We start from the raw sequence: 24,377 nt of genomic DNA on the forward strand, positions 1-24,377 counted from the left end.
GATCCAGTGTGGTCGTTGCGGTGGGACGCGTGGGGCGTTTCAGACGGAACGACTGCCCGGGGCGCCCGACGTATCCAGGGGGTCCGGTGGCAGGAGTACGCCGGCGGTCAGGCCGGTGGTGAGGGTGGCCGCGGTGTCGGCGGCGAGGTCGGCGGTCCGGCGGACGGTCGCGCGCAGCTCGTGCACGCGGCGGAAGGCCTCCCCGTAGTGCCGCTGTTCCTCCAGGGGCAGCAGTGGTACGCGCAGGCGGCCCGGAGTGACGTGCACGTGGCTGCTGCCGGTCGACGCGGAAGCGATGTTGTCCTCGGCGCCGAGGAACCCGGCCAGGAACCACGGGTCGAGGCGGGCGGGGTCGGGGCGCAGGAGGTGGATGTGCTGACCCAGGAGGGCTCCGGCGTCCCGGTCGTCCGCCACCCGGGTCATCGCGGCTGCGTCGCCGCCGCCCGCGACGGCGCGTACGAGGACGTCCCCGGTGGCTACGGTTCGCGCGGCATCCGCTTGCATGTCGTCAGCAGTGCCGGACGGCGGATCTCCCGCCGCAATGTCGCGGGCGGCGAGCACCGGCCGCTCCACGGCGGCGGCACCGGAACCCTTGGAGCCTCGCGTGCCGGGCGTCGCCGCCCGCAGGACGGTCAGGGCTCCGCCACGTGCCAGGTCGGAGACGGTCGCCGTACGCCACTCGCGGGCGGAGGCCCCGGACGGCTGCCACCCGGCGGAGGCGGAGGAGGCCGCCAGCGCGGCGACCTGTTCGGCCAGTTGCTCATGCAGGTCGTCAACGCGGCAGGACAGGGCGGCCGGGTCGATATCGGCCGCGACCGCCCGGACATGGCGGGCCGGGGTGACGTCGACGACATCGTCGAGAAGGTCGACAATCGGTACCGCGCGGGCGACACCGGGCTCGTCGACGTAGGTGTCGGGTGCGGTGGTGAACGCGGTCCACTGGCCGAGGATCCGGTCGGTCAGCTCCGCCCAGTCGAAGGAGGCGGCGGCGGAAGCGGACGAGCCGGAACGGCGGGTCCGTGAGCCGCCACGGGTGCCGGCGTCGGCCGTGGCTGTGTCAGTGGCGGACGCCGTGCCCGGGGCGCTGTCCCGCTGCTCGCCCTCCCCATCGATGAACAGCACCGTCGTACGGTCCGTACCGCCTGGTTCGGGGCGTTGGAACATCCAGATCTGCAAGCCGATGTGGAGCGGATACGCGGCACGCGCAGGAAGGGACACGACGGCGCGCAGTGCCCCGCCGCGGATGAGTTCCGCGCGGACGCGTCGGCCGGAGGCGCGGAAGGCGAGTGCGGGCGGCAGCAGCATGATCGCGTGGCCGCCGGGTTCCAGGTGCGCGAGGGCGTGCTGCACCCAGGCCAGTTCCGACTCGAAGCGCGGCGGAAGTCCGTACGCCCACCTCGGGTCGTAGGCCAGCTCGTCGTGGCCCCAGTCCCGGTCGGCGAACGGCGGGTTGCACAGGACGGCGTCCACGGTGACGTCAGGGAAGGCGTCATCGCGCAGGCTGTCGCCGACGCGGATCGCCGTCTCGGCCTCGGGTGCGGCGAGCAGCAGCCGGACCGCGGTGCGCCGGCCCTGGACGGGGAGCGAGTCCTGCCCGAACAGCTCCCGCGCGCCCTGCTGGGCGGCGACAGCCAGGAGCATGCCGCTGCCGCAGGCGGGATCGAGGACACGGGACACGCCGGTGGGCAGGAGCCGTGCCATGAGCAGGGCCAGGCCCTCCGGGGTCTGGTAGACGCCGCTGGCGGCACCCTCGTCCAGTTCCCGTTCGGCGAGGACGTCGACGGCGGCCTGTGGCCCCGCCTCACGGACACAACCGAGCAGCGCGCGGACCACGTCCGCGTCGCCCGGACCGTAGTGGACCGGCTCGGCCCCGGGCACGGCGGCCGGAGACTCGCCCGCAATCTTCTCCGCTCGGGCGGTCAACTGGTCGTCGGACATCGCGGCGAGTTCGGCCAGTTCCTCCGGCGTGCGGCGGGACGCGGCAGCCACCAGCGGGAACTGACGCGCGGCCACTCCCGAGCCGGGACCCAGCAGCCGGAGCGCTGTACGCAATTCCTCGGTCGGCGAGGCGATGGAGGTGTGCCCGCGTCCCCGCAGCCATGCCTGGACGGCCGGCAGGTCGTAGAGCGGACTGGATTCCGTGCCTGCGCTGGGAGCCGGGAAGTCGTCGTGGCGGCGGCGCCAGTTGCTGACGGTGGCGCGCGTGACCCCCGCGATACGGGAGATCTCGGCGGCCGTCACGTGCGCGGAGGGCGCCGGTCGGGCGGGGGGCTGCTGGGGCATGGCGTGGGGCTCCGCACCTCTCGGGCCAGTTGGACGGGGACAGCTAACACATTACAACGGTCGTCAAGCTCACCTGCTCGTTTGACGATGCTTTCAGTGTCATGCTTATCTAGTCATGGTTCCAAGCGGAAGCGTGACGCTGACTCGCGACCGTGCTGTGGAGCGCCCTGTCGCCGTACCGCGTCACGCACCGAAGTCGCCACCCGCCGCACATGCCCCCTCCACGCCGCCCCACCACCACCCCGACGCGAACGCCGGGACACCATCCGCACCGACCGCGTGCCGGTGTCCGCCCCATCCTCCGCATCAGCATCCGGCCTCCAGGAGACAGGACATGACAGTGACGGAACAGCCCCAGCGGAATGCGGACGACCCCGTCGACCCCACTCGGCCGGATTCCGCCGACCAGCCCGCGCACCTGGCCGATCTGGTGCGGACCCGTCTGGGCGAGGCAGCACTCACCGAGTCCGTGAAGGCGCTTCTGAAGGAGGCGCTGGGCGAGAGTGAGACCCGTGGGATCTCTCCGGTCGGGCGCGTCTACCTCGACTCCCTCACCATCAACGGCTTCCGTGGCATCGGCCCCCGCGCCCGGCTGAATCTCAGCCCCCGTCCCGGTGTGAACCTCGTCGTGGGCCGCAACGGTTCCGGCAAGTCCAGCCTCGCCGACGCCATCGAGGTCGGCTTCACCGGCACCCGGGCCCACCGGCCGGGCCAGAACGCCACGCGTGGTGGCCACTGGGCCAACCTCCACAACGCCGAAAACCCCAGGATCGAACTCAAGCTCGCGATCGAGGGCGACACCGGCAACAGCACCCTCACCCGCACCTGGACGAGCGAGGAGTTCGGCAGCTCCGAGGCCGCCATCAAGCGCCCGGGCCACGGAGCCGTCCCCCTGGCCGAGGCCGGCTGGGACACCGCCATCGCCGACCACCGGCCGTTCCTCTCGTACACCGACCTCGACCTCATGCTCAACGGCAAGCCGTCCGAGCGGTACGACGCGATCGCCACCATCCTCGGCATGGACCTGCTCTCCACCGCGGCCAACGGGCTGAGCGCGCGGGAGAAGGCCCTCGCCACCACCGCGAAGGAGACGAGGGATGCCCTGCCCGTCCTGAAGGACGCCCTCTACACGCTGGAGGACGACGACCGCGCCGTACAGGCCCTGCTCGCCGTGGACGCCTCGGGCGCCCCGGACCTGGACACCATCGACGCGCTCGTCGCCGGTCTCCCCCCGGCCGACGACAGCCGGCTCGCCGAACTGCAGATCGAGGCCGGGGCACACGGGCCCGACCTGGCAGAGGTCGGGGAGGCCGTCCAGCGGCTGCGGATCGCCCTCGCCGACGTGGGGAACCTCCACGGCACCGACGCCGAGAACGCCCGGCTGCGCGCCGACCTGCTGGAGAAGGCCCTCGCCCACGCCGAACGGCACCCCGACGACGACGCCTGTCCGGCGTGCGGAACGGAACGGGTCCTCGGACGGAAGTGGCGCGACCGTACCGCCCGGCAGGTGGCGGAGCTGCGCCGTGAGGCGAAGACCGCCGAGGACGCGCACGCCGCCGTCGGGGCGAGTAAGCGGAACCTCCAGAACCTCATCGAGAACCCGAAGCGGATCCCCGCCGCCCTGACCGGCCCGTGGAAGGCGTGGACCGACTGCCGGCAGATCACCGACCCCGCCGAGCTCGCCCGGAGCGCCGAAGAGGCCGCCACGGTCCTCGCCGACGCCTGCGACACCGTCAGGAGGCACGCGGCCCGTGAACTGGAGGAGCGTGACGAGCGGTGGCGCGCGCTCGTCGTCCGGCTCGCCGCCTGGGCGGACAAGGCACGCAAGACCGAGCGGGACAAGCCTTTGCTGCGCGACCTCCGGAAGGCGGTGAAGTGGCTCAAGGACCTCTCCACCGAGCTGCGGGAGCAGCGCATGGAGAGCTTCACCGACGCCACGCAGGGCATCTGGGAGCGCCTGCGGCAGGAGAGCAACGTCGACCTCACGGCCGTGAGCCTGAAGGGAAGCGAGAAGGCGAACGTCCGCAAGCTCGTCATGGCGGCCTCCGTCGACGGCCAGGACGCCCCGGCGCTCGACGTCATGAGCCAGGGGGAGCTGCACTCCCTCGCGCTCTCCCTCTTCCTGCCGAGGGCCACGACCGCGGACAGCCCGTTCGGCTTCCTTGTCATCGACGACCCCGTGCAGTCCATGGACCCGACCAAGGTGCACGGACTCGCCCAGGTGCTGCACGAGATCGGCAGGCACCGGCAGGTCGTCGTCTTCACCCACGACCCCCGTCTGCAGAAGGCGTTCACCGACCAGGAGCTGCCGGTCACGGTCTTCCAGGTCACTCGTGGCGAGAAGTCCCGGGTGCGGATCGACCGCGTCCACGACCCGATCGCACAGGCCATCGGTGACGCCCGGGCCTTCGCCGCCACCCGGGGCCTTCCCTCCGAGATGTACAGCCACGTGCTGCCCGGTCTGTGCCGCATGGCCCTGGAGAACGCCTTCCTGGAAGCCGCATGGATCCGCCACCACCGCACCGGCGGATCGGAACACGACCTCCAGGCCGCCATCGACAGCGCGGGGAGGTTCCAGGAGCTCGCGGCCCTCGCCCTCTTCGGCGACGTGAAGCGTGGCAATGACGTCAAGGAGGAGGTGCGCCGCCGCTACGGGGACCAGGCGTGGCCGCTGATCCGGACGTGCCAGAAGGGTGCCCACCCCGACGGCGCCTCGATCCCCAGCCCCCACCGCTTCGTCACGGACATCGAGAACCTGGCGCAGCACATCCGCAAGCCGGAGGTGACCGCGTGACCGCCCCTTCCCCTGCTTCCGTCGAAGGTCTGCTGCTCACGGCCGACCGCCTCTTCAGCGGCGAACTCGCCCACGCCACCACCGCCGGCAGGCACCGCGGCGCCTGCCTCGCACTGCGGACCGCACTGGAACTCTGCGTCGACCGGGCAGTGGAGACCGCGATGCCCAGCCTGCCCCGCACCACGGGACGCGCCAAGCTGCTCCTCCTGCACTCCGTCGCACCCGCGGAGACGGCGCGACGCGCGAAGGCCCTCTGGTCCCAGCTCAGCCTGGGTTGCCATTACCACCTGTACGAGCTCGGGCCCACGTACGACCAGGTGCGGGCCTGGCGGGTCGAGGCCCACGGCCTCGTCCGAGAACTGGTCCTGTGACTGTTCGCCATCGTCCGGGTTCTGATAGTTGTTTCAGCGGGGTACGGGCGCATGCCCGTGGCGGTGTTCCCCGGCACCGCAGGGAGGACGCACATGAGCAGCACCACTCGGGACGAGATCCTCGCCGGCGAGCAGCGGGCGGTGGACCACGCGTATGACTGCTACACCGCGAAACTGGCCGAACTGAACGGCACATCGGCCGCCACCGCCTCGGCGAGCGGCAAGGACGGAATCGCCATCCGGGCCGAGGTGGAAACTCGTGCGGAGGCATACGGAGGACTCGGCGACGAAGCGCTGGTCTTCGCCCGTGTCGACGCGCCGGAAGACGCAGGAGGAGAACCCCGCCCCTGGTACATCGGTCGCCGCGGCGTGCACGATGCTTCGCACGAACCGGTGGTCCTGCTGTGGACCAGTCCCATGGCGAAGAAGTGGATCGAGGCCCGGCCGGAGGATCCGGGCGAGGTGGTCCTGCGCCGGCAGCTCCGCTGCGTGCGGCAGGTCGTCGAAAGCTACTTCGACGAGATCTCCTCATCGGCGTCCGTTCCCGCGCCCTCGGTCGTGTCCGAGCCAGAACTCGCCGCCGTACCGGAACCTCGTGCAGCCACCGACGACAGCGTGGCCGAAGAGACGGAGGCGTCCCGGGGCCCCAGAGCGTGCGCCGGTCCCCACGCCCGGCGACGTCGTACGCCAGCAGCGGCGGAAGGGGCTCCAGCCGGACGAATTCCTGCTGCGGGAACTCCAGCGGTCGCGTGGCGGCCGGATGCGGGACATCGTCGAGACCATCCGCCGTGACCAGATGGAGCTGGTCACCGGCTCGCCCTCGGACATCCTCGTCGTGCAGGGCGGCCCCGGAACCGGCAAGTCGGCGGTCGGCCTCCACCGGGTGACCTGGCTCGTCAACAACGAGCACTTCAAGGCCCGGGACATCCTCGTCATCGGCCCCCACCAGCGGTTCCTCGACTACGTCGGACAGGTCCTTCCCACCCTCGGCACCCGGGACGTCAACGCCGTCCAGCTGGACCGCCTCTGGGAGGGTGAGATCCTCGGCACCGACTCGCCGAAGGCGCGGCTCGTGAAGTCGGACGAACGCATGGCGGCCGTTCTGCGACGCCGCGTCGAGAGCGACTACCGCCCCCAGGCCCTCGACTCCCTCACCGCCGTTCCCTCGTTCAAGGGTGACGAACCCGGGATCGTCGTCACCGCCGGCAGTACGGCCCTGCGCGTGCCGAAGTCCGGGGTCCTCGCCCTCCTGGACCAGGCCCACGCAGGCGACGGGCCCTTTCGAGAGCGGCGCGACCGTTTCCGCGGCCTCTTCGTCGACCGGCTCCTTCGAGAGCTCGCCGACATCGCACCGCGCCGCGGGCACACCGGCACGATCCGCCGCGACCTGGAGCGCAACCGCCGGGTCGAGCGCCTCGTCGAACGTGTCTGGCCGTCCCCCGGACCCCGGGAGGCCCTGCGCAGCCTCTACGACTCGGCCGACCTCCTGCGGGACTGCGCCGACGGCATCCTCGACGAGACGGAGCAGACGGCCCTGCTGCGAGCCCGTGCCGCCAGCGCCGACGCCGACCCGTGGACCCTCGAGGACCACGTCTGCCTCGAAGAGCTCGGAGTGCTGATCAGCGGCGACACGCCACCGAGATACGGCCACATCGTCGTCGACGAGGCTCAGGACCTCACGCCCATGCAGGCCCGCTCGCTGCGGCGCCGCTGCGCTGCGGGCGGCTCCATGACCGTCCTGGGCGACCTCGCGCAGGCGACGGGCGCCCATGTCCCGACGAGCTGGGACCTGCTCGGCGCGCTCCTCTCCGACCACGGAGACTGGAGCGTCGCCCGGCTCGACAGCAGCTACCGCGTCCCCGCCGAGATCATGGAGTTCGTCGCTCCCCTGGCCCGTGCGATCGCCCCGTCCCTGCCGTACCCGCAGGCTGTCCGTGAGGCAGGAACGGACGCCGTACGGACCGTGGCGACCGAACCGTGGAAGCTGCTCGACGACACCGTCGCCCACGTGGCACGACTCGCGCGCACCAATGACGGCAGCACTCCCCGCTCCGTGGCGGTCGTCGTCCCCGACGACTCGGACTGGCTGGACGCCATCAGCCGGCGGATCCACGAGGGCGACGACATTGCCGAGCGGGACCGCGAGGCGGTGTCCGTGCTGGCCGCCGCCCAGGCCAAGGGGATGGAGTACGACCACGTCCTGGTCGTCGAGCCCGCCACGATCGCCGACCGCGGTCCCGCCGGGCTGCGCCAGTTGTACGTGGCCCTCACCCGCAGCACCCAGAGCCTGACCGTCCTGCACACCGCCGCGCTGCCGGAAGCACTCACGGGTACCGGGGACGCCCAGACGCCATCAGTGTCCGACGCCCTTCCGGAGAGCGACGGGGCCGAGAGGCTCCCTCTGGTCGGCACCGACGTGCGGGTCGAGGTGGTGGACCGGGCTCCGGGCGGTCGCTACAAGGTCAGGGCGCTGTCGCCGGTGATCGACCGGCCGCTCGTCCTCACTGTCCGCCACGGATCGGCGCCCCCACGGCGGGGCGAGAAGCTGGACTGCTGGGTGTTCGTGAACGAGACGACCCAGACAGTGCTCACCGCCGACCAGCGCGGTCGGTCACCCGTTTCGGAGCGGATGGCGGGGCGCTACCTCGCGGCACTGGACATCCTCGGGGAACTGGCCGGTAGCGACCGCGACGTCCCCGACGCCCGCAGCCGCCTCTCCGAACTCCAGGGCATGGCCAACCGCGTCCTCCGAAGGGACCAGGCGGACTGGGTCGACATTCTCCACCTGCTCGGCGATCCGGACAGGGAACGGCTCGCAGCCCTTCGTGACCTCGCCGCATCCGCCAACCGCGCACTCAAGGGGGGCACTTTCGACGCAGGCCGGCTCGCGGAGAGACTGGCTGCTTCCGGCTGGGCCGGACCCCTCGCAGCAGCACGGCGGGATCTGCGGGAGCGCTTCGGCACGGCGACGGAGCCGGACTTCGACGACGCGGCCCCCGTCGCCCCGACGCAACCCGATCAGGAGGAAGAAGAGCGGATGACCACCGCGGAGACCACCGCCGCAACACCGGACGAAACCACGAAGGTCGGTCTCCTCCGCGCGCTGGAAGCGGCTGCCGGAGCCGACCGTACATGCAAGAAGCACGAGGCGGTCCGCCATGCGCTGAAGGCGGCTCTTCTCTGGGCGGACCTCCAGCCGACTGACTCACCGGTCGTCGACGTCAGCTGCGTCACCCAGTACGGCCACTTCCTCTACGAGGCCCTGGGTGCAGGCTGCTCGACCTATACGGACCTGCGATCGGGCGCGACCCGTCTGCTCGAGATCAACCACACTCTGCCCGCACCGGCCGACGGTCTCTACCTGGTCCTCGCCGATCCACCTGCCGAAGAATGGTCTGCGGACACGATTCGCGACGTCTTCGGTGTCAATGTCATCTGGCGCAGTCCGACCGGCTGGGGCGGTGAGGAGGCGGGCGGCGCCTTTGGCTCCTCCGGGTGAGTAATCACCAATAGTCGTCATTCAGTTGCCTGCTTCGCCTGCTCCAGCAGGCGAAGCAGGCACAGGCGGAATCGCGTTGGGGTTGAGGTCGAGCCGTCCTGACACCCGCTGTCCGACCACGACGTCCCCGTCGAGGAGAACGCCCGACTCGTGGGCCACTCCAGGAGCCCTGACCATGGACCGCATCTTCCGAAGCTGAATCGACCGGGACGGACCAAGCGCACCCCTGTACCTGCGCGGCGAGTCGGGTGGCGAGGAGATGTGGAGGACAGTTCGACTCCGAGGCACGGACGTCAGTCACTCAGTTAGTCACGCAGAGGCCCCCTCCCTTGCGGGAGAGGGCCTCTGACCTGTGGAGCTAAGGAGAATTGAACTCCTGACCTCTTGCATGCCATGCAATCCAGCCCCCGCCAGAGCAGCCCACATCGGCCCACTGACCTGCACGAACGTCCCCTGACGTACACCACGATCCGCGGCGCTCCACGCCCGTTGTCACTCACTTAGTCACTCACCCCGCGCCCTCGAACACGAAGACACCTTCTCTTCAGCACCGCGCGAACTCAGGCCGGGATGACATGATCAGTCGGGTGCGACCCTCCACAACTTCAGCGACACCCCGGGTCCGACGACACGACCGAAGGTCCGCTGCAAAACACCCTCGCACCCAGCGGCCACCAGCCATCCTGACCTGTGGCTTTACTCTGGGGTCGTCATCGCCCCTACGAGGGGTACCAACGCGGCGGCACACCGGGCCGAGGCCGTCCCGCGAGGGGTCGTCATCGCCCCTACGAGGGGTACCAACAGTCCGGTCTCATCGGCACCGTGGCCATGGCCAATATCGTCGTCATCGCCCCTACGAGGGGTACCAACATGACGGCGACTTCCACGATCCGTGCCTCGTGGTCGAGGGTCGTCATCGCCCCTACGAGGGGTACCAACGGCGTGATGCCGGTCTCCTCGCGGAGTTCCCGCAGTAGTCGTCATCGCCCCTACGAGGGGTACCAACTCTTCGACGAGCTGCGCGAGCATGGCGCTGATGCCGTCGTCATCGCCCCTACGAGGGGTACCAACGGAGGGGCCGGGAGGCCACCACCTCTACGACGACGGGGTCGTCATCGCCCCTACGAGGGGTACCAACCCGAGCAGGAGCGGTGCGCCGCGTGGCTGTCGGAGCAGGTCGTCATCGCCCCTACGAGGGGTACCAACGGAGCGCGCCGAGGCCATCGCGCGCGCTGATCTCCACGTCGTCATCGCCCCTACGAGGGGTACCAACTCCACTCGGCCGATGAGCCGCGCGGCGCCTCGGGTCGTCGTCATCGCCCCTACGAGGGGTACCAACCGTCGCCCGCCGGCGCTGTAGGTCTGGCAGGGCGGGTCGTCATCGCCCCTACGAGGGGTACCAACATCGTCCACCGGTCGGCGGTGGGGCTGTACCGCGCCCGTCGTCATCGCCCCTACGAGGGGTACCAACGTGGTGCGGGCGCGGGAGCAGACGGGGCAGGCCCGTAGTCGTCATCGCCCCTACAAGGGGTACCAACAGACGGCAGCAGAGCCACCGGGCGGGTCGGCGGCCGGGGCCTCATCGTCTCCGTATAGGGAACGAGTTCCGCGCCGATGATCGACGACGCCATCGCCGCCCGGATGCAACCACCGCTACATAGCCGCCGCACGATGGTCGCCGGATCCGCAAACTGAGAGCAGCGCAAGTGCACTCACCGTTGATGAGGCGGCGAGGCCAGCCAGAGCCAGTCTCACCGCTCCATCGGGCCAAACGTTGCCCCTCTGAGGGGCGATGATGCCAACTTGCGACCACCACTTAGCAGGTAAGAAGCAAGTTGCGACCCCTGCACAGCCGTCACGTCCGCGAACGCTGGGGCGATGACACAGATGAGGATAGGCCGACAAGCCACCCCTCCCAAGCTTCTGCGTGCCTGTCGTTGCTACTTATCTGCTGTGTACCGCTTGTGCTGCGAAGCATGGGTCTGCTACGGTCCCCTCGGCCAGGGCCACTGTGGCAGGGGCCACTGACAATCAGGCCCGGAGCCGTGCGTGCTGGTGGGCGGGGACTTCAGGATTCAGGGCGGGGATGTGCCATGCGGCTGCGTCTCGAAGTGCACACGAAGGCACGGAGGTTGGAGTGGGACGATGTGCTCGCTCCGGGGCGCGCCTTCTCGTACGGGTTGCTGGAACGCGGAGCGCCGGCGTTGGGCTCCCAGCTGCACACGTCCGGCTGGGGACCTCACGGTATGGTCCCTTTCGGGTACAGCGCGCCCATGTTCCCGAAGGCCAGGCGCCAGCGCGGGGTGTATGCCTCGGACGGGCCGGGCGTCATCGAGCTGGGGAGCCCACTGCCGTCCGTCGTAGAGGGGTGGGCAGCGGCGCTCCGCGAGATACCGGTCATCGGGTGGGGAGCGACGGCGCTGTTCATCGACCGAGTCGTGGCCGTCGAGGCCCCGCCCTTCACCTCCGGACGAGCCACGTTCCGCACGGTGACTCCCGTGGTGATGAAGTCCTCCGGCAGGGACGACTCGGGTACACGGGTACGGCGCCAGGCCTGGTGTCTGCCTGGTGAGCCGGAATGGGACGTGTATATGCAGGCCAACCTGCGACGGAAGGCCGAGACCCTCGGTCTCGATCCCGATGTGAGCCTCGACGAAGTGCGCTGGGTCGGCCCGAAGCGGTCGTTCAGCGTGGCCAGCGCGTCGGGGCCAGGGGGCAAGAAGCCCGGCGCATGCGTCGAGGTGGCGTTGTCCGGTGCGCCGGAAACGCTCTCGGCGATCCACTCCTGGGGGCTCGGTCAGGCGAACGCCGCCGGCATGGGCTGGATCGGAGCATGACGTTGCCCGTAGCGCTACCGCCCCGGTATCCGTGTTCGATCCGCAAGCGACCAACTGCCTGGAGGAAGGACGGCAGGTGATGGCTGACAAGCAGGAGACGGAATGGTCAGTGGTGCTGACCTCGAGCCCACTGCAACGAGCGGGGGCGTTCGCGCTCGCCGCGCTGGCCGACGTCGACCATCCAGACGAACTGACGTCGGACACCTTCCTGGAAACCGTCAACCGTATGACCGGCGATCTGCTGGTCACCAGCGAGGTGACCAAGGCCGACGAGCCCGGCGGCTTCTGGCTCAGCGCCAGTTACATGCTTTGGCCCAATTCGAAGATCAACCCGACCGCCCGGAAGAAGCAGTCTCCGGCCGAGCGGCGCGACGCGATTCGCGAGTGGCGAGCCGAGCCTGGACCCGCTGACCGTCTGGACGCGCCGTGCGCCTACTGCGGGCGTGGGGCGTACACGTGGTTCGGCAAGGTGGACATCCCGCTCGGGGCCAGTGTCGCCCACCGGAACACCACAGCGAGGGGACATGAGGGCACTCCATTGTGCTACCCCTGTGTGGCAAGCTTGTGGGCCTTTCCCTACGGGGCGACTTTGTCGGGTGGTCGTGCCGCCCTGGTGCACTCGTGGGACGACACCTTCCTCGCACGCACGACACGGCAGGCGGTGGACCGGACCCTTCGGGCGGCAACCGTGGCCATGCCAAAGGGGAAAAAACCCGTTCCCTACGCGCGTGAGTTGGCGGTGTTGACCGCAGTGCGGGCCTACACCCACCGCATCTCGGCGCCGGTGGAGCTGATGGTCCTCTCCAACTCCAACAAGGAGCAGCTGCTCGCTACGCAGGAGATGGGGCAACCGGTCGCCGAGTGGTTGCGGTCCACCAGGCGGTCAGAGGCCGCCTACCAGAGGCTGGCGATGACCCAGGGGACGAAGCAGGTGCCGGGCGAGGCGTTCCTCGCCAAACGGGCGTTCAGTCGGCCGGCCCAGGTGCTGGACTTCGCCGTCGGCCATCTGCTCTCGCGGATCTCCGCGTCGGTGTGCATCCCGGACGACGTGCAAGCGCTGGGTCCTCTCATCGACTCCTACTGCCGAAAGGTGCTGACGATGGACGACAAGGACATCGAGCAGATCAAGGCCCTGGCGCGACGTGTCGCCGGGCTTCTGGGACAGGACGACCGGCCGGGTCCGTTCCGGGACTTCATCCGCGCCAACACCAGGGGCGGCAACCTGCACGCCTGGTTCCGCATGAAGTCGGTGGACTGGCTGCTCTACCCCCGGCCGAAGGATGCCGCGCCGACCCTGCTGCCCGTCCGGCATTACCGACTGCTGTTCGAGGACGAGCGCTCCTGGTCGTATCGGCGGCTGTTGGTGTTCGCCGTGATCGAGGCCCTCGGCGAAGCCGGTTGGCAGCCGAAGGGCTCGAAGGAAGAGATTCAGGAAGTCGAGGAAGCGGCGAAGGCAGTGGCCGCTGACAGCGAGGAGGATGCGACGTCATGACGTTTCTGGTGGGGCAGAGCGTTCTGCAGATCAAGGCCGGTGCACCGAACAACGGGCGGGGCGAAGAGAACCGGGGCATGGTCAAGCAGTTCACGGCGGGGCGTGACACCTACCCGTATGTGTCTGCGCAGGCCAGTCGACGTTGGCTGCGGGACAGTCTGCCGGCGGAGGAGCCGACCTCTCCGGTCGTCCGCACCGGTGAGGGGAAGAAGCAGCAGGCCTACACGCACGGCAGGCCCGACCGCTACATGGACGACGATCTGTTCGGATACATGATCGCGGTCAAGGCCGGCACCGTGGACGGCAAGCGTGAGGAGTCGGGGACGTTCATGCGGGACACGGTGCTGGCAACCGGCACCCTGGTGGCCGTCGTGCCGAACAAGCCTGTCATGGACTTCGGCACCATGAGCCGCGACTTCGAGCCCGACACGCACCCGGTGATCCATGAGCACGAGATGTACACCGCCAATCTGGCGGGTGACCTCCTGCTGGACCTTCCGCGGGTCGGGACGTTCGAGGTGGGCGGCAGGACGACCAAGCCGGCCCTGCCGAAGACGGTGGCCGATGCGGTACTCAAGGACGGCGGCAGCGAGGTGCTTCTGCGAGGCGTCGAGTGCGTTCGCCTGCCGGTCGTCGAACGCCGGCGACGTGTCGCGGTGCTGCTCCGCACCATGGCGATGGTCAAGGGAGGCGCGAAATGGTCCGCCCACTACGGTGACCGCACTCCGGGACTGCTGATCCTCGCACCGCTGAGGGGTGGCACCAATCCGTTCACCCGCGTGGTGCGCGAACGTCAGCGGGCCACTTACTTCGACGCCGATGTCCTTCGCGAGGAGATCAAGGCGTGGGAGGACGAGCTGGACGGCCCCGTGCGCATCGGCTGGGCTCCCGGCTTCCTGGGGAGCCAGCGGGAGACGGCCAAGAGCGATCTCGAACCTCTGATCAAGGCCAACAAGGTGACCGTCGACCACCCCCGCACCATGCTGAACACCCTCGCCGCCGAATTCGAGGCGGGCACCCTCGACGCCTGGTTTGAGGATCCGTCCGCGTAGGCGTACAGGCTCATCGTCCCGCCCCGGGGAGCACCACCATCGCGACGTCCGCCATCACACGCAGTCTTGAGGTGACACACGCCATGAGTCAGGCACTCGAACTGACCGTCACGGCTCCTGTCGTCAGCTTCCGCAACCCGCTCTACGCCGGGATGCAGGTCGGGTTGCCTTGCCCTCCCCCGTCCACGGTGGGCGGCATGCTAGCTGCCGCCGCCGGAGGCTGGGACCGGGTTCCAGCAGGTACTCGGTTCGGGATGGCATTCCGGGCGGTCGGCTCGGGCACGGACCTGGAGACCTTTCATCCACTCAGCGCCCCCGGTGCACCCATCACCATCAAGGACCGCGACTTCCTGGCGCTCATCACGCTCCGTGTGTGGCTGCTCGACGACCTCGAGCCCTGGCAACGCGCGATCCGCCGCCCCGTCTGGCCCATGAAACTGGGCCGCAGCCAGGACCTGGTCACCGTCACAGCCAAGCACGTGAGCCTACGGACTTCGGTAGGCGTGCAGGGCCACGCGGTGGTTCCGCAGGACGTCAAGGGTGCCACCGGCACACAGATGCGGCTGACGACGGCCGTGTCCCTGGACCGGCAGCGTGTCAGGTGGGACAGCTACCACTACGCGGCCTCCGGCTCATCCACGCGCATCGACACCGGCTTCGTCACCGAGGACGACCAAGCCGTCGCGCTACTGCCTCCCGTACACCCGCATCAACTCAATACGACTCCGGCGGAAGCCTGAACCTCGCCATGAAGGAACTGCGTGCCAAAAGCGCCACCAAGGGCGGCCGCCCCGGCGAGCTGCTCACGAGCCACCTGCTGAACACCCTCACCGCGCTCGACGCCATCCGTGCCCGGATAGGTGACATCCCAGGCGTCCCCGCTGAATTCTGGACTTGGGCCGCCCTGGCCGCACTCTTCCATGACACCGGCAAGGTCCCGGCCGGCTTCCAACGCATGGTCGGCAACACCACCGACCCCGCCAAGCCCTGGGGCGAACGCCATGAGGTCCTCTCGCTGGGGTTCGTCGAGGGCCTCCTGACACGGCTGTCCCCCCGAGACCGACTGTGGGTGGGCAGCATCGTCGCCGCGCATCACCGCTCCTTCACCTGCGGGCTCGACCGCATCCCCGCCAAGACCCCGATCTTCAACCTGTACGGGGACGACGAAGCCGCCGACTTCCTGTCCAGGTTCACCCCGACCGACCAGGCACGGCTTACCGAACTCATCATCTGGCTTCGCACCACCGTCCGTCAGCACGACCTGCCCGGCATCGACGACCTGGTCTCCCCCGACATCAGCCCTGACGAGCTGGCGGCGCAGGCACACCGGCTGTTCCAGGAGGTTTACGACCGGTGGAGCACACCGCTACGCGTCAGCGACCCAGACGGCCGCACGGCCATCCTCCTGCTGGGCGTCGTCACCATGGCCGATCACCTCTCCTCCGCACACGCTTCCCTGGACACCCAGCACCCCCTCACCCCCGCCTACCCCGCCACGCTCTCCAAGCGGCTTGCCGTGGAAGGCCACCCCCTACGCCCGCAACAGAACGACGCGGCGAGAGCCGACGGCCACCTCCTGCTGCGCTCTTGGACCGGCAGCGGTAAGACCGAAGCCGCTCTGCTGTGGGCATCTCGACAGATCGACACCCTCTCCCGCACCACCGGCGGAACATCCCGCGTCTTCTACCTGCTCCCCTATCTGGCCAGCATCAACGCGATGGTGAGACGGCTCGGCGACGAGCTCAACGCCCACGACAGCATCGGTGTCGCTCACTCCCGGGCTGCCTCCTACCACCTCACGCGCTCCCTCTCCGACGACTGCACCGATGACGTCCCGCTCACAGACGAAGCCGGCCGGCTGGGCGCGGCCACTTCCAAGGCGCGATCGCGGGCGAAGGCCACGAGGAACTTCCGCGAACTGCTTCGTGTCGGGACGCCGTACCAGTTGCTCCGCGGCGCGCTCGCCGGACCCGTCCATTCCAGCGTGCTGGCCGACAGCGCGAACTCGGTCTTCGTACTCGACGAGCTGCACGCCTACGACACCCGGCGCCTCGGCATGATCCTCGCGATGATGCGCTTCTGGCGGGACCTGGGCGGCCGGGTCGCGGTCATGTCAGCCACTCTCCCGGCCGTACTGGCGCAGCTCGTCACCGACACGCTCCAGACGCCCGCGAAAGGTGTCGTCCCGGTCGAGCCACCCGCCGACGTTCCGGCGCCCGCCCGTCACCTGCTGCACACCCGCCGATCCCACCTGACCGACGGGGCGTCCATCAGCGAGATCGGGGCAGAGCTAGCCGCGGGTAAGTCGGTCCTGGTCGTCGCCAACAACGTCCGCGACGCCATCTCCCTCCACCGAGCGCTCGCCCCCCTCTGCAGCCAACTGCACGGCGACGATTCGGCGCTCCTGCTGCACTCTCGCTTCCGCCGCATGGACCGCGACACGATCGAGCAAAGCATCCAGGACCGCTTCGGCAAGGATGCCGAACGTCGTCCCGGACTGCTCATCGGCACCCAGGCCGTCGAGGTGTCCCTCGACCTCGACTTCGACACCTGCCACACCTCGGGCGCGGACCTCGAAGCCCTCCTTCAACGCTTCGGCCGCGTCAACCGCTACGCCCTCCGCTCACCAGCCCCCGTCATCGTCCACCGCCCCGCCTACACCACACGGCGAGGAGTCGGGGAAACGCTCTGGGCCGACGGGATCTATCCCTCCGCCCACCGAACTGGCGTGGGAGATCCTCGTCCGCCACGACGGGCAGATCATCGACGAGAACACCGCGACCACTTGGCTGGACCACATCTACGACAGCCCGTGGGGCAAGTTTTGGCGGTCAGAGGTCGAAGACCATCAGCGGCGCTTCGAACGTGCCTTCCTCCGTTTCTCCCAGCCCTTCGATGACCGCTCGACACTCGCCGAGGACTTCGACGCGATGTTCGAGGGCACCGAGGCCGTCCTCCGGCAGGACCTCCATAAGTACGAGAAAGCCCTGGACGCCGTGGAGAACAAGCGATCCGGCAGACTCCTCGCCGAGCAGTACCTGCTTCCCGTGCCCCACTGGGCTTCCAAGCTCTCCCAATGGGACAAGAACCTGCACGTCCGAGTCATCGACGGCGTCTACGACGAACAGCTCGGCCTGCAGAAAATCCACCACGCACCTGCGGGCGCCTACGAGCTGGGCGAGGTGCTGTGATCAACCGGGACGACGTCGGCGGCGTTCGCATCGAGCACCTGCACCACTGCCCCCATCAGCTCGGGCTCTATCGTCCTTGCGGCGGATCCGGCAGGGCGTGGTGAGCCAGGCGGCGGTGGGCGTCTACGAGGGGTACCAACTCAGTCGGGTGGCGCCAGCCCTGGACGTAGCCCACGGTCCTCATATCTCACGGTGGTCCTGGCGGATCGTGGCATGTAGATCGGCCTTCGACTGCGAGTTCCCCATTCGCCTCCAGCGGCAGAAGCACACCTACTGTGCCACCTCAAGAACCCTGGTGACTTCAAGACGCAGCGACATGGCAAAGGAGGTCGGAGGCTGACTCCCAAGGTCACTTCGTAACGCCCCACTCTGAGACGAGAAACGGCTGCTGCTCCACCTGTGCTCAAATGAGATCATCGAAGAGTGCGGCCCTTCACGTTTTCAGCAACACCCCGGGTCTAACGACACGACCGGAGGTCCGCTGCAAAACGCCTTCACACGCAGCGGCCTCTACCCGGCCTCACCTGCGTCTTTACTCTGGGGTCCTCATCGCCCCTGCGAGGGGTACCAACTCGAGGAGCAGCAGGGGGATCTCGGCGAGCTGCCGGAGGTCCTCATCGCCCCTGCGAGGGGTACCAACAGGCCGACCCGATCCCGCCCGCCGAGCCAGTGCCGGGTCCTCATCGCCCCTGCGAGGGGTACCAACAGGACGAGGTGACCGCCGCACGGCTCGGGGCGCCGCGGTCCTCATCGCCCCTGCGAGGGGTACCAACGCATCGAGGCAGCCGACGGCGCCGGGGCGTCCACCCCGGGTCCTCATCGCCCCTGCGAGGGGTACCAACGCCTTCGCCTGGGCGCGGGCCTTCCGCTCGGCCTTCGTCCTCATCGCCCCTGCGAGGGGTACCAACACGAACGCGGTCAGGCTGCCCGGGGTGATGGCGGGTCCTCATCGCCCCTGCGAGGGGTACCAACCGCAACATCAAGCTCCTCGCCAAGGAACTGAACATCGTCCTCATCGCCCCTGCGAGGGGTACCAACCTGCCGGGTGGTGCGCAGGTGACTCCGCTGTCGCGCGTCCTCATCGCCCCTGCGAGGGGTACCAACGGCAGACCTGCCGGGCTCGACGCCCCCCGGTCATGGCGTCCTCATCGCCCCTGCGAGGGGTACCAACGCGGTCAGGACACCGAGGTCGGCCAGCGTGCGAGCGGTCCTCATCGCCCCTGCGAGGGGTACCAACGTGATGGTGCCGTCGAGGTCGATGCCGAGCGGCACGCCCGGTCCTCATCGCCCCTGCGAGGGGTACCAACCCGAGGCCGCGGGCGACCTGATCGCCGCCGGCCACCAGTCCTCATCGCCCCTGCGAGGGGTACCAACTCGTCGGCCGGACGGCGCGGCCACCTGCGGCGGCAGGCGTCCTCATCGCCCCTGCGAGGGGTACCAACTCGGTGGGTGTGGGGTCCGTGGCCGGCGGCGGCGTGGTCCTCATCGCCCCTGCGAGGGGTACCAACCTGCCACGGCCATAGCTCCTGTCGTGGCGTCCGACCTGTCCTCATCGCCCCTGCGAGGGGTACCAACTGCCGCTCCGGAAGGGCGTGCACCCGGGCCTCATCGGGTCCTCATCGCCCCTGCGAGGGGTACCAACGCCGCGGCGTGGTCCAGGACCGCGCGGGCGGTGACGTCCTCATCGCCCCTGCGAGGGGTACCAACTCGCGCCCGCCCCAGATGCCCACGGGCTCGCCCATGGTCCTCATCGCCCCTGCGAGGGGTACCAACTGGTCGACGAGGGGCCGGTCGTCCCGCCCCGCTGGTCGTGTCCTCATCGCCCCTGCGAGGGGTACCAACCTCTGCCCGGGTGCGCGCCACCAGCCGAGGCTGGCCGGTCCTCATCGCCCCTGCGAGGGGTACCAACCTGCGGGGATCGGCCGGACGGCGACGGTCGCCACCAGGCGTCCTCATCGCCCCTGCGAGGGGTACCAACAGCTCGCCGACGGGCTCGACAGCCGGGACTCGCTGGTCCTCATCGCCCCTGCGAGGGGTACCAACTGGTCGTCGAGCGAGGGGAGGGGGCTGCGGCCGGCGTGTCCTCATCGCCCCTGCGAGGGGTACCAACCGGATGCGGGCGCCGAGGGCGGCGACGGCGGCGAGTCCTCATCGCCCCTGCGAGGGGTACCAACAGCACCGTCTGCCTGTCCAGCGCGCCCCCGTTCACGGTCCTCATCGCCCCTGCGAGGGGTACCAACGCGTGGAGGTGGTGACGGAGGACGAGCTGAAGCGCCGGTCCTCATCGCCCCTGCGAGGGGTACCAACGTGATCTCCCGGTCGCCGACGTACACGCGGGCGTGGAGTCCTCATCGCCCCTGCGAGGGGTACTAACTGTTGGTAGGCAGTGGTCACGGTGCGGTCTCCTCGGTCGCCTGGCTTTATCGAGCAGTTGTGGTTCTGGCTCAGTTTCCGTGAAGCGTCCACGGTGAGTGCCTACTGAGGCTGGAGCCGACCTCCGGGAAGTTGCCCGAAAATGATCTGTAGTGATCTTGGTGTGGTCGACAGTTCAGCGCCGTGGAAGAGACGCTGCTCCGGTTGGAGGAGCTACTGTTCCCGTCGATCGCGGACGTGGCGGTGCTGTCGGTGGACGTGAACATCAAGGAGTTACGGATCGAGGCCCGCCGGACGACGGCCGGCTCTACTTGTCCGGACTGCGGAGCCTGGTCAGGGCGGGTGCATAGCTCCTACCTGCGTTTTTCCTGCCGACGTGCCCACCGCGGGACGGCGGGTGGTGCTGAGCTTGAAAGCATGTCCCCCAGTGCCATGGTGACCACCATAGTCAGGGGGCGGAGTGACGGACCGGGACCGGGTGCGCCCGCCTGGTCAGATCTCTTCCTTGGGAAAGAGGCGCCGTTCCATCTCGATCACGAAGGCTGAGGGTCCACAGGACTTCCAGTATCCGTTCTTGGTCTCGTACCCGGGGCCGACGATCATGGTCACGGTCGACTCGGCACGGGTGAGGGCGACGTAGAAGGTGCGCCTTTGCTCCTCGAGCTCCGCTTCCGTGGGCTTCCGCCATTTTTTCCCGCCGATAGGGATGTCGCGCGGAATGAGGCCTTGGAGAAGGCCCGGCAGGATCACGGTGTCGAACTCTCGGCCCTTGGCCGCGTGGTAGGTGGCGAGCAGGACCTTCCCGACGACTTCCTCGCCGCGCGCGAGGTCCTGCAGCACATGGTCCTTGGACTGGCACAGGCGGGCCAGGCTGTCGAGGCTGCTCCTGTTGTCCTGATCGGGGTGCCTTGCGGCTACCTCGTCGAGAGCCAAGCTGGCGCGTAGCTGCTCCAGCCAGACGAGGGCCGGGGCGTCGGCGGGGTAGAGCTCCCCCGGGTCGAGGCACAGTTGCAGAGCCCTGGGCAGGAAGAGCCGCGAGGGAGGCGGGGCGAGCTGAGCCTCGGTGCGCAGTGTGGTGAGAGCGCGGGCAAGGGAGGCAAGGGACGGTGCTTGCGCACGGCGCAGCATGTCGGCGCGGTCAGCGCCGGGTGCGGCGTGGATCTGGTAGTTGGTGACGGCGCGGGCCGCACAGCGCTGGACGAAGCGGGAGAGACTGCCGGCGGGCAGTTTGTCGTCACCCTCGTGCCGGAAGTCCAGCTCGCGTCGGGTGAGCTCATGGCGTACGTCGTCGAGCAGGCGACCGCGAGCGGGGTAGAGGATGGCGATCCGCTCGCGGCTGATGCCCTTGTCCTGCGCCTGTTTGACGAGGTTGCAGGTCACTCTGGCGTGGTCCTGGAGGCCTCCCTCGACTCGAACGAGGTTGACGTCGCCGGGGGGTGCGCCTTCGCGGGCGAGGCGGCCTCGGGAATGCCCGAGGGCGGCTTCGGCGGCGGTGATGATGTCCTGGCCGCTGCGATAGTTGACCTCGAGTTCGAAATCGCGGAAGTCCTTTCGGTCTGCAAGTTCGGTCAGGTACTTGGCGTCGGCACCGGTGAAGCCGTAGACAGACTGGTCGGTGTCCCCGACGGCGAAGACGGTGATGCCGGCCAGGTCGCGCAGGGCGAGGACGAGTTCGTGCAGGACTCCGCCGAGGTCTTGGTACTCGTCGACGACGAGGTGGGGGAAGCGGGCACGCAGGAGGTCGCGGACATGTGCGTGCTCCCTGACGAGGCGCACGGCCCGGATGACCATGGCCTCGAAGTCGATCTGACCTCGGAGGATGAGCTGTTCGTCGTAAAGGCGTGCGGCTTCAAATTCCCGCGAATCGAAGCTGTCCAGGGCCTCGTTGCAGGCCAGTGCCCTGCGGATCTTGGTGCTCTGGGGCACGCGGTGCTGCGCGAGGACCTCGCCGATGCCGACCTGGTCGAAGCAGCGCTGCAGGAGCGCCTCGATGGCCGCCTTGCTGAGGACTTGTCCCGCCTCAGGCGCGGGCTGCCCGGTCAGGTGTCCGAAGGCGCGCAGGATCTCGTTCAGGCAGAAGGCGTGCACGGTGGAGCAGGTGATCCGCCCCTCGGCGCGTACGCCGCTGCGGTGGACGCGGCGCCGGATCTCCTCGGCCGCCGGGTTGGTGTAGGTGATGCAGGCCACGCCGCGGAAGGACGAGATCTGCGTCTGGAGCACGTAGGCGATCCGGGCGACGAGGGTGTGCGTCTTCCCGCTCCCAGGGCCGGCCCGCAGAACGACGTTGCCGTCGTGGAGAACGGCGGCCCGTTGCCTGGGGTGCAGACTGTCGAGCTCCGCGAGGAGGGTGTCACTCACCTGCATCACTGCCCTGCCCGTCGACGTGCGGCGCCGTGGAAGCGGGGAACAGTGACGTTTCACGGGCCGCAAGGCTGATGCGTTCCATGGCGAGGAAGATGTAGGAAGCCGCGCCCAGGCGGCGCAGGGCCTGCTCGTCAAGTGGAAGGTGCCAGGGGGTCTGGGTCGCAGCTCGGATGCGTTCTTGCAGGTTGACCTGTGCGATGTGTGAGGCGAGGCGCTGTGCGAAGCGGCCCTTGCCGAGGGCGCCGATCCGCTTGAGCATCTTTTTCCGTAGCTCAAGGTCGACGGTCGTGCTCCGTTCGTTGGCGACCCCGCGGCTCACGTCGTCTCGCGCGGTGGTGCTGGTGTTCAGCTCCTCGAAAGCCTGGAGGATCTCTTCGCCAAACAGGGAACACAGGTCGGTCTCTAGGGTCTGGGCGCCGATGTAGATGCCGTGGCCCTGGAGCTCCGCCGCGAGGGGATCGCGGGTCGTTTTGTAGTCGGCTGCACCGGTCTCCGGAAGGAGAGCGATCTGGGCCAGGAGTGCCTCGCCGCGGGATTCCTCCGGGTGGAGTTTCGCGCCCCGCTTCAGGCCGGCTTCCCGCACACCACGCTTGTCGGCGGCGGCGTCTCCGTCGGTGACGACCACATGGGCGGTGTCAAGGCCCGTCGGGCCGAGGAGCACCCGGTAGGGCTTGAAGTCGGTGCCGTGGGCGCTGGCCACCACGGTGCCGTAGGCGTCGAGGTCGAACCCGGCGGCTTGGGCCAGGGCGGGGAGGATGTACAGCTCGGCCAGTCCTTCGACCAGCACCACGGCGGAGGCGAAGAGGATCTCGGCACGGCTGACGTCGAGGTAGCGCTCTAGGTCCGCGGCTTCCTCGCTGCTGACGGGGAGGGCGGCCGTGGTGGCGCCGGTCGTGCCGTTCTCCGTGGCGCGCAGCACGATGAAGGAACGGACCGGGGCGACGGCGGCGATGTGAGGGCTGTGGGTGGTGAGGATGAGCGACGGCCCGGTGCGCAGCAGATACCGGAAGAGGTGCCGCTGGAGTGTGACGTGGAGGTGTGCTTCGGGCTCTTCCACGGCGACCAGGGGGGCGATGAATTCCTCGTCGAGTCGCTGCTGGCTGAGGGCTTCCAGCAGCAGCCCGAGGTAGATGACATTGGCGCTGCCCAGGCTGGTGTCGGAGATGCTCCTGCGGCGGGCCGCGTCGAAGAACAGACGTACGGCGCGTATCAATTCGTCCGGCTTGGAGGAGGCGAAGCCGAGGGTGGGCTGGGGGGCCAGGCGCGGCCCGAACATGTCTCCCAGCCGGTCCGTCAGGTGCTCCTCCAGCTTGGTCACGTTGTCGTCCTCGGTGAGCTGGTGGACAGCGGTGGCGATCGCCGAGGCGGTGGCTTCCAGGTTCACCGGGTCCAGGGGAAGTCGTTCGAGGAGATCCCGCATCGGGCTGCGCCGCCAGTTGTGCAGATCTGCTTCGGCGTCGCGCAGGGCGGGCAGAACGCGCAGGGCCACCTCGCGGCGGATGGCGCGCACGTCATTGGTCTTGCCGTCGTCTTCGCCGGCGCCGGCGCCGGCGAAGACGACGACGTCGTAGTCCTTGGCGGTCAGCGGCCGGCCGGTGGGTTGCACCCGTGGGCCGTCGGTGGTTGCTACTTCTGTGCGCGGGGCGAAGCGGTAGGTCAGCCGGGCTACGTAGGGATCGAAACCCACCGCGGCGCTGGATAGGAGGCTCTTGGCGTCGTCGTCGTCGTCGAAGCCGCGCAGCTCGACCACGATGGTCACTTCTGCTCCGCCGGCGAGGCCTGCGGAGTGCCCTTCCCAGACGTCTTCCTCGCGCAGCATGCGCCGGGCGTCGGAGACGGACGGGTCGAGGACCAGGCGGATCGCTTCCAACAGATTCGACTTGCCGACGCCGTTCTCACCGACGATCACCGCGTGGGCGGGAAAGTCGTCGATGACCAAGTGCTGGAAGTTGCGGAAGTTGCGTATCTCGATCCGCGAAATGTGCAGGCCCATGCGTCCCCTTCTGGCCATCTCGTGCGATGTGTTGATTCATCATTCCAGGGCCGCATGCGTCGGCGGGCGAATTCCCGGTGTCCGGGAACCTCAGTCCCGCCTGACAGGCGATTCTGTCGTGCCTCCGG

Annotated in this window: 13 protein-coding genes and 2 CRISPR repeat arrays; of the genes, 10 read left to right on the top strand and 3 right to left on the bottom strand. The window is 69.0% G+C overall.

All coding sequences use genetic code 11. The features are described 5' to 3' along the window. Positions 1–39 precede the first annotated feature (39 nt). Positions 40–2,241 (bottom strand): N-6 DNA methylase, encoded by a 2,202-nt coding sequence (locus EMA09_RS08155; RefSeq protein WP_129843905.1) that lies wholly within the window; start codon positions 2,239–2,241, stop codon positions 40–42. A gap of 376 nt (positions 2,242–2,617) precedes the next feature. Between EMA09_RS08155 and EMA09_RS08160 the strand changes: the two genes are divergently transcribed. The 10 genes from EMA09_RS08160 to EMA09_RS08200 all read left to right on the top strand — a co-directional run bounded on the left by EMA09_RS08160 (position 2,618) and on the right by EMA09_RS08200 (position 17,519). Continuing rightward, a complete protein-coding gene (locus tag EMA09_RS08160) occupies positions 2,618–5,077 on the top strand; it encodes an AAA family ATPase (RefSeq protein ID WP_129840317.1) in 2,460 nt (819 codons plus the stop codon). Continuing rightward, complete coding sequence (locus tag EMA09_RS08165; protein WP_129840319.1) at positions 5,074–5,448, top strand: hypothetical protein; 375 nt, start codon at positions 5,074–5,076, stop codon at positions 5,446–5,448. The genes EMA09_RS08160 and EMA09_RS08165 overlap by 4 nt, the downstream gene beginning before the upstream one ends. A 93-nt stretch (positions 5,449–5,541) precedes the next feature. Beyond that, positions 5,542–6,240 (top strand): hypothetical protein, encoded by a 699-nt coding sequence (locus EMA09_RS28880; RefSeq protein ID WP_240796295.1) that lies wholly within the window; start codon positions 5,542–5,544, stop codon positions 6,238–6,240. After that, the gene (locus EMA09_RS08170; RefSeq protein ID WP_240796296.1) at positions 6,209–8,947 is read left to right on the top strand and encodes an ATP-binding domain-containing protein; all 2,739 of its coding nucleotides are present in this window, start codon (positions 6,209–6,211) and stop codon (positions 8,945–8,947) included. Before EMA09_RS28880 ends, EMA09_RS08170 begins: the two co-directional genes overlap by 32 nt. Positions 8,948–9,653: 706 nt before the next feature. After that, a CRISPR array of direct repeats spans positions 9,654–10,485; the repeat unit is 30 nt; unit sequence GTCGTCATCGCCCCTACGAGGGGTACCAAC. Positions 10,486–11,220: 735 nt separating this feature from the next. Then, positions 11,221–11,784 (top strand): CRISPR-associated endoribonuclease Cas6, encoded by a 564-nt coding sequence (locus EMA09_RS08175; RefSeq protein ID WP_206305922.1) that lies wholly within the window; start codon positions 11,221–11,223, stop codon positions 11,782–11,784. A 79-nt stretch (positions 11,785–11,863) separates the two neighbouring features. Beyond that, positions 11,864–13,276, top strand: a complete 1,413-nt coding sequence (locus tag EMA09_RS08180) for a hypothetical protein (protein ID WP_129840323.1) — start codon at positions 11,864–11,866, stop codon at positions 13,274–13,276. Then, on the top strand, positions 13,273–14,328 hold the full coding sequence (cas7i, locus tag EMA09_RS08185) for a type I-B CRISPR-associated protein Cas7/Cst2/DevR (protein ID WP_129840324.1): 1,056 nt from the start codon (positions 13,273–13,275) through the stop codon (positions 14,326–14,328). Before EMA09_RS08180 ends, cas7i begins: the two co-directional genes overlap by 4 nt. 83 nt (positions 14,329–14,411) lie before the next feature. Continuing rightward, positions 14,412–15,068, top strand: coding sequence for a CRISPR-associated protein Cas5 (gene cas5, locus EMA09_RS08190; RefSeq protein ID WP_129840326.1), 657 nt, complete (start codon positions 14,412–14,414; stop codon positions 15,066–15,068). Positions 15,069–15,076: 8 nt separating this feature from the next. After that, a complete protein-coding gene (cas3, locus tag EMA09_RS08195) occupies positions 15,077–17,227 on the top strand; it encodes a CRISPR-associated helicase Cas3' (protein WP_129840328.1) in 2,151 nt (716 codons plus the stop codon). Between the two features lie 31 nt (positions 17,228–17,258). Next, entirely contained in the window at positions 17,259–17,519 is a 261-nt protein-coding gene (locus EMA09_RS08200) for a hypothetical protein (protein ID WP_129840330.1), read from the top strand. A gap of 542 nt (positions 17,520–18,061) precedes the next feature. After that, positions 18,062–19,893: a CRISPR direct-repeat array (repeat unit 30 nt; unit sequence GTCCTCATCGCCCCTGCGAGGGGTACCAAC). 491 nt (positions 19,894–20,384) lie between these two features. Here EMA09_RS08200 and EMA09_RS08205 read toward each other — a convergent pair. Together EMA09_RS08205 and EMA09_RS08210 are read right to left on the bottom strand one after the other, a co-directional pair. Then, positions 20,385–22,250 carry an ATP-dependent helicase gene (locus EMA09_RS08205; RefSeq protein WP_168220668.1) on the bottom strand — a complete coding sequence of 622 codons (1,866 nt, stop codon included), beginning with the start codon at positions 22,248–22,250 and terminating at the stop codon, positions 20,385–20,387. After that, the gene (locus tag EMA09_RS08210; RefSeq protein WP_168220669.1) at positions 22,243–24,249 is read right to left on the bottom strand and encodes an AAA family ATPase; all 2,007 of its coding nucleotides are present in this window, start codon (positions 24,247–24,249) and stop codon (positions 22,243–22,245) included. Before EMA09_RS08210 ends, EMA09_RS08205 begins: the two co-directional genes overlap by 8 nt. Between the last annotated feature and the right edge of the window lie 128 nt (positions 24,250–24,377).

The sequence above is a fragment of the Streptomyces sp. RFCAC02 genome (genome assembly GCF_004193175.1).
Classification (GTDB): Bacteria; Actinomycetota; Actinomycetes; order Streptomycetales; family Streptomycetaceae; genus Streptomyces.